This is a genomic window from Phycisphaeraceae bacterium (assembly GCA_019636655.1).
In the GTDB taxonomy this organism is placed as follows: domain Bacteria; phylum Planctomycetota; class Phycisphaerae; order Phycisphaerales; family UBA1924; genus JAHBXB01.
The window spans coordinates 394,296-408,568 of record JAHBXB010000001.1; the positions used below are offsets into that span (position 1 = coordinate 394,296).

Annotated in this window: 9 protein-coding genes; 2 read left to right on the forward strand and 7 right to left on the reverse strand. The window is 68.1% G+C overall.

The window, feature by feature from the left end; all coding sequences use genetic code 11:
• The first annotated feature begins 44 nt into the window (after positions 1-44).
• Positions 45-1,301, forward strand: a complete 1,257-nt coding sequence (locus KF745_01720) for a hypothetical protein (GenBank protein ID MBX3357124.1) — start codon at positions 45-47, stop codon at positions 1,299-1,301.
• Between the two features lie 1,614 nt (positions 1,302-2,915).
• Here the strand turns inward: KF745_01720 and KF745_01725 are convergent.
• The 7 genes from KF745_01725 to KF745_01755 all read right to left on the reverse strand — a co-directional run bounded on the left by KF745_01725 (position 2,916) and on the right by KF745_01755 (position 13,147).
• Complete coding sequence (locus tag KF745_01725) at positions 2,916-4,766, reverse strand: peroxidase family protein (protein ID MBX3357125.1); 1,851 nt, start codon at positions 4,764-4,766, stop codon at positions 2,916-2,918.
• Positions 4,767-5,039: 273 nt separating this feature from the next.
• Complete coding sequence (gene polA / locus KF745_01730) at positions 5,040-7,964, reverse strand: DNA polymerase I (GenBank protein MBX3357126.1); 2,925 nt, start codon at positions 7,962-7,964, stop codon at positions 5,040-5,042.
• 51 nt (positions 7,965-8,015) lie between these two features.
• Positions 8,016-9,251: a hypothetical protein gene (locus KF745_01735; protein ID MBX3357127.1), complete on the reverse strand. Its 1,236-nt coding sequence runs from the start codon at positions 9,249-9,251 to the stop codon at positions 8,016-8,018.
• A gap of 18 nt (positions 9,252-9,269) precedes the next feature.
• Positions 9,270-9,851, reverse strand: coding sequence for a hypothetical protein (locus KF745_01740; GenBank protein MBX3357128.1), 582 nt, complete (start codon positions 9,849-9,851; stop codon positions 9,270-9,272).
• Positions 9,848-10,759: a hypothetical protein gene (locus KF745_01745; GenBank protein MBX3357129.1), complete on the reverse strand. Its 912-nt coding sequence runs from the start codon at positions 10,757-10,759 to the stop codon at positions 9,848-9,850. The genes KF745_01740 and KF745_01745 overlap by 4 nt, the downstream gene beginning before the upstream one ends.
• Positions 10,760-10,834: 75 nt before the next feature.
• Positions 10,835-11,878 carry a rod shape-determining protein gene (locus KF745_01750; protein MBX3357130.1) on the reverse strand — a complete coding sequence of 348 codons (1,044 nt, stop codon included), beginning with the start codon at positions 11,876-11,878 and terminating at the stop codon, positions 10,835-10,837.
• A gap of 273 nt (positions 11,879-12,151) precedes the next feature.
• Positions 12,152-13,147: a hypothetical protein gene (locus KF745_01755; protein MBX3357131.1), complete on the reverse strand. Its 996-nt coding sequence runs from the start codon at positions 13,145-13,147 to the stop codon at positions 12,152-12,154.
• A 328-nt stretch (positions 13,148-13,475) separates the two neighbouring features.
• Here KF745_01755 and KF745_01760 point away from each other — a divergent pair, with 328 nt between their 5' ends.
• Complete coding sequence (locus KF745_01760) at positions 13,476-14,228, forward strand: sigma-70 family RNA polymerase sigma factor (protein ID MBX3357132.1); 753 nt, start codon at positions 13,476-13,478, stop codon at positions 14,226-14,228.
• The last annotated feature ends 45 nt before the right edge of the window (positions 14,229-14,273 follow it).

Below are 14,273 nucleotides of genomic sequence, written 5' to 3' on the forward strand. Positions count from 1 at the left end.
CTCCATCTCCAAGCACGCGTCTCTTCAACACCGGAGGCACGCCCATGCCAACACCCCGCCGCACACATCATCAGAGAATCCTCGCCGTCCTGATCGCCGCCGCCCTCGCCATCCTCGCCCCTCGCTCGACGATGGCGACGCTTGTGGACGGCGACGCCGCGGCAATCCTCAGCAAGAGCCGCGAGCAGTACGAACGCGCCATGGACGACATCCGGCGGGCGATCTCCGCCCAGTTGGAATCGAAGAAGGAGCAGGCGAAGAAACTCAAGGACAACACCGAGGCAACCGCCGAGGTCCTTGAAGAGATCAAGGAATTCATCGCCACGGGCGCGATCCCGGACACGAAGTCCCGCGAGAAACTCGAGCAGGCCTACCGCAAGGCCGCCTCCCAGATGAAGAAGGCATACAACGACGCCCTCCTCTCGCCCGATGGTGAGCGGCTGTTCGCGGCCGATGCGGCCCAGTTCTGGTCCCAGTGGGACCTCGTGCCCTGGGGCCCCGACCTCGTCAACTCTGAGCGCACCCTCGCGTCGACGGATGACACGCTCGTGGTCGACGCCGAATCAGAGGGCGAGTACCGCGTCGATGTCCACGGCACGTGCCGCGGCAAGGGGTGCGTGGTCCTTCTCGATATCCCGTTGGCGGACGGCAGGCGGCTGAGGCTCCCTTCGCTCCCCATCGACGACGGTCCCGTTCGCCTCCTGCTCTCCGTGCGGGAGGATCACGTGAGCGCGGACCTCGGCTTCGCCCGCCCCGTGGATCTCTCGACCGCATCGAATCACGAAACCAAGGGCATCGAGGTTTCCGCGGCGAACGGCGCGGTGGTGATCGAGTCCGTTCGTGTCAAACCGATTGTCGCCGGAAGCCCACCCGAACCGATGGACCCGGCAAAGCGGCCTGCCGATAGCAGGCAGCCCGACAACGCGGACCCGCTGCCGCTGAACGCATCCGGGAGCGGGAACCTCTACAACCACAACTCGCAGAACCCCGTGAATGCGCAGGTCACCGTGATCGAACGCGATGGATCGACTGTGGTGCTACGCGTCGTGCGGCCCGGCACCGGCGAAACCTTCCGCGTCTCCTGCACCCTCTCCCGCGGCAACCTGGCGGTGAACTCGGTGGAGCAAACGCAGCCCCCGCGCGGAGCCCCCAGGTTCAATATCAGCCGAACCGAGGGCGGCAACGGGACTATCCGAAACGGCGTCCTCGGACTCAGGTGGACCGTGCGCGGCAGTTCACCCCCCGCGAAGGCCAACAACCGCCCATGGACCGTCACCCTCAAGAACGTCAAGATCCGGTAGGCGATTGCCGCCGGTGGGTGGTTCTGGTTCTCCAATCTCACCCGAGCGTGCCGCTTTACTTGGGACAGATCACCGTGCACGTCCAAACCGTCCACACTCCGGGCACGGTCCTCCCCCGGCAACGATCGGATAGGCACATTCCTCGCACAGCAAGTGAACGCGTCGATATCGACTCCGAACCGCGCGGCGGACCGACGAGGCCAGCGCGAGAGCGCCTGCCGCTACCATCGTGTTGGCCGCCAGGCCGAGCGGCATCGGCTGCAGTGGAAGCCTGCGAGTCCAGTAGCAGTAGCCTCGGTCATACCACGACAGCAGCTCGATACCCGCTCTAGACGAGCAGAATGGGCCTACGTACACGAAATCGACGTTGCCCTGCGGATACTCCTCTGAGTTGAGCGTCCACATCATGCACTTCGCCGGCCATCCGACTTCATAGTGCACCTCCTTGAAGTGCAGCGGCTGCTCCACCGCGCTGGACCAGACAGTGTTGATGCCGATTGCGGCTGCCAGGCATTGCTCTGTCGGCTGCCGCGGCCACTCCGGCGGGTGGGGCGTGGCCCAGGAGAGGCTGCTCTGAGGGATCGTCGTGTCAGCAATCAGAGGAAGTGGAGCCCACAACGCCAGCATCCACGCGAGAATGAGCGATAGCGCGCACCCGGCGCCGATCGTGATCAGAGTCCGAATCACACGTGTCCTGTTTCTCCCGAGAGCGAATGGCCACACCGAGTGGGATATCGACCAAGGTGTCCCAGCGCACCGAAACCTGGGCTACCGCAGGTGGCACCGACATCGTGCCACCGACTCAACCGGCTCTGCGGTTTAGTCGGTGCATCTTGCCCTCCGGCACCACCGCGCATCGCCCCATGATCTCCCCGCCGGAGGGAGTCGCAAAGGGAACCAGCATGGTTCCCTTTGCACCTGCAACCCTCCGCCCCTCGAAACCGCGCGTAACTCTGCACCAATGCACCACTTAGACAACTTGTGCATATTCCTATCAAAACCCTATTGACACACCGTCAAAAACCCGTATCCTGCTCGGGTCATGCTCAACCTCCCTTCCTTCAACCCCTCCCCCGACCTCGCGGCCAAGATCCTCGATTCCGTCACCGACCCCACCCTCACCCTCCGCGACGTCGCCGACCTCCACCACACCACCGTCGAAGCCCTCATCCTCTGGTTCGCCGAGCCCGAGATCGCTGAACGGCTGGACCAGATCGAATCCACCATCGCCCGCCGCACCCGGATCGTCGCCTCCAACTTCCTCCCCGCGGCCACCATCGCGCTGGGTCGCTCCATCGACGAGCACAACGCCGACGAAGCCCACTTCCCCGTCCGCCCCGGCGACCAGCGTGGGCTCGAACTCCGCCGCCGCTCCCGAGAAACCGCCCGCCGCGCCGCCGCCCTCCTCCTTCGCCTCGCCAACTTCACCCCAGGCCCGCTCCGCTACGTACCCCTCCCCGCGCGGCCCCGCTCCCTGTCCGACGCGGCTCCCCCAACCCCCATCCCAAGCCTTCCCACCGATGCCGCTGCGCCGACCCCCCTCGAACCCGGCGACGGCGGACGTCTCCGCCCGCCGCCGCCGAATTCCGGGTCGAAGTCCGGGTCCATCGAACCTCAGCACCCGTTCGAAAGGGCCTCCACCCAGGCCGCGATGTACGCCGCGACGTCGGCTGCGTCGACGGCGCCGTTGGAGTCAAAGTCAGCCGCCAGCGTTCCGTCGGCGACCGATCCGATCCACGCGTTCACGTACACCGAGATGTCCGCAGGCTCGACCACCCCGTTGTGATCCGTGTCGGCCGGGCACCCACCGCCGAACTCCATGGCGAAGAAGATGCTCTCCTGCAGCCTCGCGATCCCCGTCGTCCGCCGGAGGATGGTCGAGAGCCGGGTTGACTCCAGTTCGCGCACCTCCTCCCGGGAGAACTGATCGTTCTGATACCAGAACCGATCTCCGTCCCTCAGCCGCGTGAACTGGTCCAGCAGGATCGCCGTGTGCGTCGGCCCCATGCTCGACCCGGGAAGGTGATCCTCGGCCAGCAGGCCCACCCACGCATCGATGGAGTCCACCGATCCGTACAGCGTGCGCAGCCGATCCACCAGCGACCGGTCCGAGGTGATGTCCGAAAAGCGCCGCACCCGCGCCAGCCCGAAATCCCGCCGCATCGTGTTGTAGTCCGCCAGCCCGTGGTCGCGCCCCCGTTGGATGTTGAGCGCCGCCAGGTCAAACCCGCCCGCGCCCGGAGGCCCGAACAGGAAGTTCCGCAGCGGATCGACGATCATCGTGTCCGTCTCCTGCTGCGTGCTCGCCGCAAAGTACCGCACCACCGGCTCGATCCCGCCCGCCTCCGCGATCGCGTACGGATTGAAGAACGCCTCCGCCAGTTCAATGACCCCGGCCTCTTCGAAGTCGGCGTCAAGCAGGTCGATGTCCTCCCCGACCATCGAGTGGCCGATCCGGAACCCCGCCGTGGCAAAGGCGTTGCTCAGCCCCGGGTTCACCCACGGCTTGTACCCCGAGTACTCCGGCATCCGCCGCCCAAGCAGCGCCGGCAGCCACTCGTTCGCCACGATCACCTGCATCTCCGCCCCCACCCAGCGGCGGGCCTCCTGGTACAGCCGCTCGTCGCTCCAGTCCGGGTGCCGCGCCCGCAGCCGATCCGCCTGCCAGTTGTGCTCCCGCACGAACGCGCAGTGCAGCGACGTCAGCCCGACCTGCTCGTTCGCCCGTACGTCCCCCGCGGCGTACATCGACGTGGCCGGATGCCCCAGCGGATTGTCGTTCTCGAGGGTCCCATCGTTGTACGGCAGCATCTCGCCGTACTCGGTCTGCACCGACTTCAGCCGCCCACCGACCCCGCTCCGGAGCCACCCGGCCCGCGCCGCATCGGACCCGTAGATGTGGGACGCATCGATGAACGCCGTCACCGTGTTGACCTGCTGGCGCGCCGAGTTCCCACCCGTCGCCGGATCAAACCCCGACCGCGTAAACCCGATCACCATCGTGCCCGTGGAGTTCGGATCAAAGAACGGGTCGCCGGTCGGAACCGGGATGTTCCACACCTCCGAGGACCCGCCGCGTGCCAGGCCGATGTCGTGGTCCAGGAACTGCCCGAACTCGTAGACGCACGTCGACAGCCCCCGCGAATCAGCCGTCTCGAGCCCGCCCTGCGCCACGACGACGTTGCTGATCAGCCTCGCCGCCGGGCGCCCCGCGCCCGCCGGGGCCGACCGGCCGTCCCCGTAGTGAGCCCCGCTCGACTCTCGAAGATAGTTCGACCCCGCCATGCCCCACGAGGGCCGATTCCGGTTGTTCCCGGAGCCGTCATACGAGCGATACTCGCGGAATCGGGTATCGATCTCCTGAGCCCGCACCCCGCCGGCCCCAGCGCCGAGTACCAGCGCCGCAACAACCATCCCGGCCCCCCGCGCTGCGGGAAACCCGGAGCCAACCTGTGCCTGCCGCATCTCTCTTTCCTCCATGGAAAAGGGGTGAAGTGCCCCAGCGAGATGTGGATGAGTGCCCCGGCCACCGGAGAATCCGACGCCGGTCCAACGAAGCCGTGCGGTGTCAGGCGCAGGTCGGTTTTGCAAAATCCCGCAGATGACGCAGGTTGCCTATCTTCCCGTGCTTCCCCGAGCCTAATAACAAACGACTTAAGAAACCTAAAGTTAGTACCAGCGTGGCCAGCAGCGTGGGGCGCGGCGGAATGCGGCCACTATCGGCGAACCCTGGCCGCTCTACTTGCCGTCGAACCAGTTCATCGCCACCGCCGAGTCCGCCTTGAGCGGCACCGTCAGCGTCATGGCGCTCTCCATGCGCTCGACGATCAGCCTCCGCGCCCGCTCGGCAACCCCCTCCACCGCCTCGAAGACCAGCTCGTCGTGGATCTGCAGGAGCATGCGGACACCGGCGATGTCCGGGGGTTTTCCGCCTCGCCACGCCGCGGCGCTCGGCGACGGGCTGAGCCGCCGGTGCAGGTCGATCATCGCCAGCTTGATCAGGTCCGCCGCCGACCCCTGGACCACCGAGTTGATGGCGGTCCGCTCCGCAAGCGACCGCCGCGCCGGGTTCCGGGACTCGATATCCGGGATCGGCCGCCGCCGCTTGAGCATCGTCTCGACATACCCGGTCGACCGGGCCTGCTCGATGCACTCCTGCAGGAACGTCGTGATCCCGGAGAAGCGACGCTTGTACGAGTCGATGATCTCCGCCGCGGCCGAGTTGTCGATCCCCAGCCGCCGCGCCAGCCCGAAGGCCGTGATCCCGTACACGATTCCGAAGTTCACCATTTTGGCGCTGTTGCGCTGCTCCTTGGTGACCTCCCCGATGGGCACATGGTGGATCTGCGCGGCGACCGCCGCGTGGATGTCCTCCCCCCGCATGAACGCATCAATGAGCGCCGGGTCGCGGGAGAGATGGGCCAGAATCCGCAACTCGATCTGGGAGTAATCCGCCGTGACCAGCACGTGCCCCGGCTCGGCGACAAACGCTCTTCGGATCTCGCGTCCGATGTCCGATCGGATCGGGATGTTCTGCAGGTTCGGGTCCGAGGAGCTCAGCCGCCCTGTGGCGGCGACCGTCTGGTTGAACGAAGCGTGGATCCGCCCCGTCGCCGGGTTGATCGCGTCCTTCAGCGCCACGAGGTACGTGGAGACCAGTTTCGTGAGTTGCCGGTAGTCGAGGATCAACTGCGGAATGGGGGTCAGAATCGTGGGATCCGACGCCAGTTGCTCGAGCACTTCCGTGTCCGTGGAGTACCCGGTCTTGATTCGCTTCACGGGCTTGAGCCCGAGCCCGGGTTCGGCGGCATCGTCGCGCCGGTTGAACAGCACCCCGGCGAGTTGCCGCGGCGAGTCCGGGTTGAACGGCCGTTCGATCGCGTCGTACGCCGCACTCTCGATCTGCTTCTTCAACTCGCCGATCCGCGTCTGCAGCCGGTCTCGCTGCCGGTCGAGCTCGGCCGGATCGACGCGGATTCCGTTCCATTCCAGTTCCGCCAGCACTTCCAGCAGGGGCGTCTCGACCTCCGACAGGAGGGGCATGAGCCCCATCGCCCGCAGGTGCGGCAGCATGACCTCCCGCAGCCGCAGAGCGATATCGGCGTCCTCGGCCGCGTACTGGGTGGCGAGATCGACGGGAACGGTGTCGAAGGTTCGCTGCGAGGGGCCCGAGCCGATGAGTTCGGTGATCGAGATGTTCGTGTGGTTCAGCAGGGCCAGCGCGAGCGCATCGAGCGAGTGCGAGGAGCGGGAGGAATCGATCAGGTACGAGGCGATCATCGAATCAAAGGCGATGCCGGCGAGCGGCGCGCCCGCGGCGCGGAGGACCATCTGGTCGAACTTGAGGTTGTGCCCCGTCTTGGGCCGATCGGCGTCAGCAAGGATCGGGCCGAGGGCCTTGAGCACCGTGCCCGCGTCCAAGTGCTCGACCGGTGCCGGCGACCGGATCGGGATGTACACGCCGGTGCCGGGTTCGATCGAGAGGGAGATGCCGCACAAGGCGGAGGAAATCGGCGAGAGCCCGGTGGTCTCGGTGTCGATGGCGATGACGGGCGCAGTGCGGAGTTGGCCGATGAGCGAGTCGAGGTCCGCGTGGGTGGTGATGGAGCGGTACCCGGGGTTGGGGGGGCGAGTAGAGCTGGAGGAGGGAACAGACGATGGATCCGGCTCGAGGTGGTCGAACAGCCCGCCCGCAGCGAGCGGCCGCGCCGCCGCGCCGGATGCGGCCGGTTTCGGCGCGACGGGAGTGGGGGAGCCCCCGGCGGCGCCGAGCAGAGCGCGGACCTCGTCCTGGTACCGGTTGAAGCCGAGTTCACGCAGGATCGGGAGGAGCGAGTCGAGATTCAGCCGCTTGGTATCGGCCGCCTGGAGGTCAAGGGAGACCGGCGCATCGTGCCGGAGCGAGACCAGCTCGCGGCTGAGTGCCAGCCGCGGAATCGCCTCGCGGAGCCGTTCGCCTCGCTTGCCCTTGATCTTGTCCGCGTGGGCGATGAGGTTGTCGAGCGTTCCGTACGTCGTGATCAGTTCCGCCGCGGTCTTGGGGCCGACGCCCTCGACGCCGGGGACGTTGTCCACCGAGTCGCCCATGAGGGCGAGCATGTCGATGACCTGCGGCGGCGTGAGGCCCGAGTCGGCCTTGAGCGTGTCGGCCGTGATCAGGAGATCGGTATGGATGTCGTACATCTCGACCGCGTTGGCGGCGAGCAGTTGCTTGAGGTCCTTGTCCTTGGAGATGATGCGGATCCGCAGGTCGGGGTGCGCCGCGCGGAGGGAGGTCACGAGGGTGGCGATGGTGTCGTCGGCCTCGAAGCCCTCGACGCCGACAACGGGGACGCCGATGGCGCGGAGCGCCGCGAGGCAGCGGTCGACCTGCGGGAAGAGGTCCTCCGGCGGCGGCGGGCGGTTGGTCTTGTACTCGGGGTAGAGCGTGGACCGAAAGGTCTCGGTGTCGCCCGAGACATCGATGGCGACGGCGAGGTAGTCGGGCCGGCCCCCGTCGGCGCCGATCTGCCCCTCCGCGCGGAGGAGTTTGAGGAGCATGCCGAGGAACCCGAACGACATGTTCGTGGGTTCCTTGGTGACCGGGGAGGTCATCGGAGTCCGGATCGCGTGGTACGCGCGGAAGAACTGGGCGTAGCCGTCGATGAGGTAGAGGGTGGGCATTGGAGAGCGGCCGGTGGTCGGCGTTCAAGTGAGGAGGAAACGAGCCGCAGGCTAGCGAGTCGGCGCGGGGAGGGCGCGGAGCAGGGCGAGGTATTCCTCGCTGGGCCTGGCGCTTCGGCGCGCCATGACGGTGCGGGCGATCTCGATGAACTTGTCGGAACGGAAGGCGCGGGCGCCGGCATCGGTGACCCACGAGAGCGGCGCGATGGTGCCCGAAACCGGGGCCGAGGCGGCCCACATCGTGCCGGTGCCGACGATGGCGCCGGTCATGATGCGGGTGCAGATGGCGAACTTGGCGTGGTCGCCGATGATGGCGCCGAGGAACTGCTCGCCGGTGCGCTCGTTTTGGCCGGGCGTGCCGTCGCGATGGAGAGCGCGACAGATGACCTGGTCGTAGGTGTTGAGCAGGTTGGAGTTGGTGGTGCCGGCGCCGAGGTTGGCCCACTGGCCGACCCAGGAATCGCCGAGGTGGCCGTCGTGGGCCTTGTTCGCCCAGCCATGGAAGATCGTGCCGCCGACTTCGCCGGCGACTTTGCAGTGAGGACCGATCGCGGTGTTGGCCTTGATAAGGGCGCGGTCGAGGATTGTCGAGTGCGGCCCGACGTACACCGGGCCGCAGAGCGTGACGCCGGGCCGAATGACGGCGTGGTCGTCGATGTAGACGGGGCCCGCCTCGGCGTCGAGGATCACGCCGGGGTAGATCTTCGCCGTCGAGGAGACGTTGACCGGGTGCTGGCCGAAGGCGGTCGCGTTCGGCCGGGTGGGCGATGGCGCATCGATCGCGGCCGCGGGGCGGCCCAGGAGCAGGGCCAGGTCGTGCCGGAGCAGTGCATCCCGCGCCGAGCGGATGTGCCAGGGGCGGGTGAGGAGTTGGAGGCCGTTTGCTCGCGTGGCGCCAAGGCCCGTGAAGTCGCCGGCCAGGACGCGGTCGACCTGCGTCGGGGGGATGCGGGCGGCGATCAGGTCGCCGGAGTGGTCGAGCAACGCCGCGCCGGGCGACAACCCGGCTACGGCCTCGATGTCCGTGCCGATCCAGCGGCCATTGATGACGAGCACGGGCTCGGTCGTGTCGATCGGCGCGTTGACGGGTTCACCGTTCTCCGCCGCGAGCGCTGCGAGCAGGGGCGAGGTTACCCGCAAGTGGGTCGCGCCGGGGGACGCGATGGAGTGGACCATGAGCCGCTCGAGCAGCGACAGCGCGCCGGTGCGGACATGGAACGCCGGGCGCAGGTCGGTGAGCGGGCTGAGCAGTCCCTTGCCGTCGTCGAAGACAATCACCGGGTCCATGGCGGGCAGTGTAGCGGGCTACTGCATTCGCCTGGAGAATCGGCGCTGGTTGGCGTCGGGGAAGCCGAAGATGCGGACCCAGCGGATCATCGGGAATGCCAGGAGCAGCGCCGGGAGACCGGTGTAGACGGCGGTGCCGCACCGCGAGACGAGCTCCGCGAACATCCCGCCGCCGCCTCCTTCGTAGAGCGAGCGGAAGGCGGTGAGAGAGACGGAGATGATCGCGGCAACGACTCCCGCGATGATCGTGAGGGCCACGACGCTGCGCGGATTGCGGCGGATCACGGTGTTGCGCACCTGGTACACGGCGAAGGCGCCGGCCATGTACCCCAGGGCGTTGGGGCCGAGATGGACGACGGTCGAGAGGGCGTCCGCGCCGCTGCCGATAGGCCCGAGCAGGTCGAGCGTGGCGCCGATGATGAGGGCGAACCAGAGGGCGTGGTGCAGCGCGGCGTGCATCGCGACGAAGACGACCAGCGGCATCACGAAGCCCGGCACCATGAGCGGCATGGTGCCGAAGCGGATCCCCAGCGCGGGGGAGAGCCCCAGCTCGAGGCCGAGCAGCAGGTACGCGGCGATGAGCGCGGCGGGCCAGCTCATGGCGCGCCCCCGGCGCCGGGGGTGTCGGGCTCGAAGTCGGGCGAGTCGGCGGTGACGCGGATGATGACCTCGGTGGCGCGGTCGAGCCGGGCCTGCGGGCGGACGACGACCTGTTGCCGCTGCGCGGAAGTGGGCTTGGGGCCGACGCGCTCGACGACGCCGATGACCAGGCCGAGCGCGTGGGCGGGCCACTCGTCGTCGCTAAGGCGGACGGTCATGCCGGGCTCGACGGTCGGCGGCTCGGTCATGCCCTGGGGAAACTCGAGATCGCCGATCAGGGTGCCGTCGCCGACGGGCATGAGGTTGCAGGTAGGGCCGCGGACGAGGTCCGAGAGCATGACGACGCCCTGGACCTGGCCGGCGCGTCGGTCGGTGATGGGGACGACGTCGCTGAGCGGTGCGCCCGTGGGGAGCGCGCGGCCGACGAGCATGACGCCCTGGACGACCGCCACGGCGTTGAGCGGCGTGATGCCCTTGTTGCGGCCGGTGCGGACCTTGAGGACGGTGCTGCCGCGGTCCGAGCCGGTGCCGATGACCGGCGCAGCGAACTGGTACACGGGGAGTTCGGGATGAAGAGCAAGGCCGCGCTGGAGGAGTTGGATCTGCTTCTGGAGGCGTTCGATCTCGCTCGTGCGCTGCTGGTAGGCGACCTTGTACTGTGCGATCTGCTCCTCGAGGTGCAGGACCCGTTCGTCCTCCGAAGAGGGCGGGGTGACGGGGCCGCGGGTGGAGCGGGCGAGGTAGGCGATGGGGCGCTGGATGGGGCTGACGATCAGCTCAAGGGCCTCGCGGCCCCAGGCGGCCCACGGCGTCCACGAGGCGGGGAGGAGCGAGTGAAGGAACATGAACGCGGCCGCTGCCGCCAGCGTTCGCCTCGAACCGAGCCAGGGGATTCTCTCGCGGGCCATGCGTCAGTGTGGTGCGTCGGCCGGCGCGACTGGGTGGTGAGCGGCTGGGGTGGACCGGCGGTGGGGGGGCGGAGATCAGACGTCGTTGTCGGACTCGAGGGTGTCCTTCCATTCCTCGATGTGCTCGAGGTAGATGGCGGTTCCCCGGGCGACGCAGGTGAGGGGATCGTCGGCGATTCGGGCCTCGAGGCCGGTGGCGTTCTGGAGGACGACGCCCATGCCGCGGAGCAGGGCGCCGCCGCCGGCGAGGGTGATGCCGTTCTCGACGAGGTCCGCGGCGAGTTCGGGCTCGGCCTTCTCGAGGGTGCGGGTGACGGCCTCGACGATGGCGGAGACGGGCTCCATGAGGGCCTCGCGGATCTCCTCGCTGGTGATGATGGTCTTGCGCGGGAGGCCGGAGATCATGTCGCGGCCGCGGACCTCCATGGACGTCTCGTCGCCGACGCGTGCGGCGGAGCCGATCTCGATCTTGACCCGCTCGGCGGTCTGCTCGCCGATCATGAGGTTGTAGGTGCGCTTCATGTGGTTGATGATGGCCTCGTCGAGGTCATCACCGGCGACGCGGACGGACTCGCAGACGGCGACGCCGCCGAGGGAGAGGATGGCGACCTCGGTCGTTCCGCCGCCGATATCGACGATGGCGGAGGCGGTGGGCTCGGCGAAGGGGAGGCCGGCGCCGATGGCGGCCGCGACGGGCTCCTCGATGAGGTAGGTCTTCCAGGCGCCGGCGCGCTTGGCGGAGTCCCAGACGGCCATCTTCTCGACGGCGGTGATGCCGGAGGGGATGGAGATGACCACGCGCGGGCCGACCCAGTTGCGGCCGTTGACCTTGCGGATGAAGTAGGAGAGCATCGCCTCGGTGATCTCGAAGTCGGAGATCACGCCGTCCTTGAGCGGGCGGATGGCGGTGATGTTGCCCGGGGTCTTGCCGAGCATTTCCTTGGCGACCCAGCCGACGGCCTCGCCGTCCTTGAGCACCTTGTTGGTGTTCTTGACGACGGCGACGACGCTGGGCTCGTTCAGAACGATTCCCTGGCCGCGGACGGCAACAAGCGTGTTGCACGTCCCGAGGTCGATCCCCATGTCCAACCTGACAAGGCCAAGCACGCGATCAAGCAGCACGTTCAGTCCGTCTCACGAGACCCCGGTGGGCGACTCCGGTCTCCGACCGGCCGGCAAGCGATCGCTTGGCCCTCCTGGCTCCTATTAGAAGCACAGGTTATCGGCGCTGGGGGTCGTTTGCCAGTCGCGGAACAACCGACAGGCGATTGGGAGACACAGCCGCCGCGTCTCCACGGGTGGAGGCGCGGCGGCCGCGAAGGCGGCGACCGGCCTTGGGGAGCCGGTCGCCGGGGGCGTCAAAGCCCCGATGGTGAGGCTCGTGGCGAGCGATCAGTTGACCTTGACCGTGGAGGCGACGGGCTCGGCGGCTCTGGAGGGGGACGACGCCTCGGCGCCGCGGTCGGTGCGGATCGCCTTTTCAGGGTGGATCTCGATGACTCGCCGGGCGGGCTTGAGCGAGGGCCGAGCGGGCGCGGCGGCCGGCCCGGCGGCCTCGCGGTCGAGTTGCAGGCGGGCCTGCTGCTCGTAGTTGTCCTGCGAGGTGCTCTGGGCGAAGCAGTCGAGCTTGGCCTCCTGGCGGGCCCGGACGTCGGCGAGGCGGGCCCGGACCTGGTCGAGGCTGCCGGCCTTGTAGCGGCTCTGCTCATCGATGGACTGCTGCCACTTGCCGACGATCGCGATCATGCGCTCGTTGCGGGCGATGGCGTCGACCTCCTGGTCGATGGTCCACAGCTGGGCCTGGAAGTTGGTGCGCTCGGACTCGAGTTTCTCGAGGATGGCGACGAGCCGCGATTCCTGCTTGGCGAGCAGGTCGAGGTTGCGCTCGAGTTCGACGCACTTGGTGGAGTAGGCGTTGCTGGTCGCCGCGGCCTGGTCGGCCTTGGACTGGGCGGTGGAGATGTCGATCCGCCCGTTCTTGTAGGCGATGACGACGTCGGTGGGCTCCTGGAGCGCGACGGTGCGGATCTGCTCGGCCTGGGCCTGGTCGATCGCGGCGAGCAGGGAATCGCGGTCGCCGTCGGCGAGGGCCACGACCTTGCCGGAGATGGCGATGTCGCGCTGGATCTGGGCCTTCTGCTCGCGGAGTTCGGCGAGGTCGCCGCGGACTTCGCTGATGCGCTTGGGGTACTGCGACTCGAGGTCACGGAGCTGGGCGCGGAGGGCGACCGGGTCGGTGATCGCCTTGTCGATCTTGTCGTTGATGGCGGAGCGGGTCTGTGTGAAGAGCGCCCCGACGCGGTCGGGGCCGGCGATGACGACCGCCGCGCCCGTGGCCAGCGCCCCGATGACCCCGATTCGGACAACATGCTTGGTGATGCAGGCCATGGTGAATCCTCCTTGGCACTTCGTGCGGGCTTCGCGGCGACCGGGCCGCTCACAGTGACGGGCACGGCGCCATGCCGAGTGATTGGGAGGATGGGTCGGCGGTTTTCGCGCGGGCTTGACGGAGCGGATCGGGAGTTACCGGAACGGGGCGCGCGTGCGGCCGTGGCGGGCCGCGAGAGGAGGCCGGGATATCCTCAATACAAGAGGTTGGAACCGGGCGGCGGTCTGTCGGAAGAACGTGGCGGTGGGGGTTGGCATATTGAGGAGCGCGGGCGTCGCGGCAGCCGAACGATTAGCGAACGGATGCGGGCGAGTCGGCGGGAAGACGATGCTCAACTCTCTGACCACGAGTTTCATCGCGAGGCTTCGGGCCAACGACCAGGGGGCGTGGTTCGAGCTGTGGGAGACGTTCGGGCCGGTGCTGCGCGCGCAACTGACGAAGTGGGGGAAGGGACGGATCGGGCCTGAAACGGTGCGGGACCTCTCGCAGGAGACGCTGGCCGCGTTGTCGGACTCGATCGACCGGTACGACCCGGGGCGTGGGGCGAGGTTCTCGACGTGGCTGCTGGCGATCGCGAAGCACGTGCTGGGGGACGAACTGGACCGGAGGTCGGCGCTCAAGCGAGGGGGAAACAAGCGGGCGGCGGTGCTGGACGAGACGTGGATGCGGGCGGCGCCGGGGCTCGGGGCGGATGCGGAGTACGAGGCGGCGATCTTCCGGGCGAAGGTGGAGGCGGCGATCCGGCTGGTGGAGAAGGCGAGCGACTTCACGGACTTCTCGATCTACCGGCTGCGCGTGCTGGACGGCAAGAGCGGCAAGGAGGTGGCGGGCGCGCTGGGGATGAGCGAGCCGACGGTGAGCCGGCGGCTGTCGCGGGTGCGGGACCTCCTGCGGTCGCGGCTGGCGGAGGTGATCTCGACGTATTCATTCACGGAGGACGAGCACGCGGAAGCGTCCCGAAACGGTCTTGAACTGAATCCCACCAACACGGACGACTCGCTGTTTGACGAGGCGGTGGCGGAGATTTACCACCGCCACATGGAACTCAAGCGGGCGGACCGGGTGACGAGCACGGGGTGACGGATTCCCGGCTGCTGCCCCGGGCGCCGCGTACGGAGGGACGAC

What these genes read in the sequence shown, in the direction of transcription:
- KF745_01720 (MBX3357124.1), top strand. Translation starts at nt 45, where the DNA reads ATGCCAACACCCCGCCGCACACATCATCAGAGAATCCTCGCCGTCCTG.
- KF745_01725 (MBX3357125.1), bottom strand. Translation starts at nt 4,766, where the DNA reads ATGCGGCAGGCACAGGTTGGCTCCGGGTTTCCCGCAGCGCGGGGGGCC.
- polA (MBX3357126.1), bottom strand. Translation starts at nt 7,964, where the DNA reads ATGCCCACCCTCTACCTCATCGACGGCTACGCCCAGTTCTTCCGCGCG.
- KF745_01735 (MBX3357127.1), bottom strand. Translation starts at nt 9,251, where the DNA reads ATGGACCCGGTGATTGTCTTCGACGACGGCAAGGGACTGCTCAGCCCG.
- KF745_01740 (MBX3357128.1), bottom strand. Translation starts at nt 9,851, where the DNA reads ATGAGCTGGCCCGCCGCGCTCATCGCCGCGTACCTGCTGCTCGGCCTC.
- KF745_01745 (MBX3357129.1), bottom strand. Translation starts at nt 10,759, where the DNA reads ATGGCCCGCGAGAGAATCCCCTGGCTCGGTTCGAGGCGAACGCTGGCG.
- KF745_01755 (MBX3357131.1), bottom strand. Translation starts at nt 13,147, where the DNA reads ATGGCCTGCATCACCAAGCATGTTGTCCGAATCGGGGTCATCGGGGCG.
- KF745_01760 (MBX3357132.1), top strand. Translation starts at nt 13,476, where the DNA reads ATGCTCAACTCTCTGACCACGAGTTTCATCGCGAGGCTTCGGGCCAAC.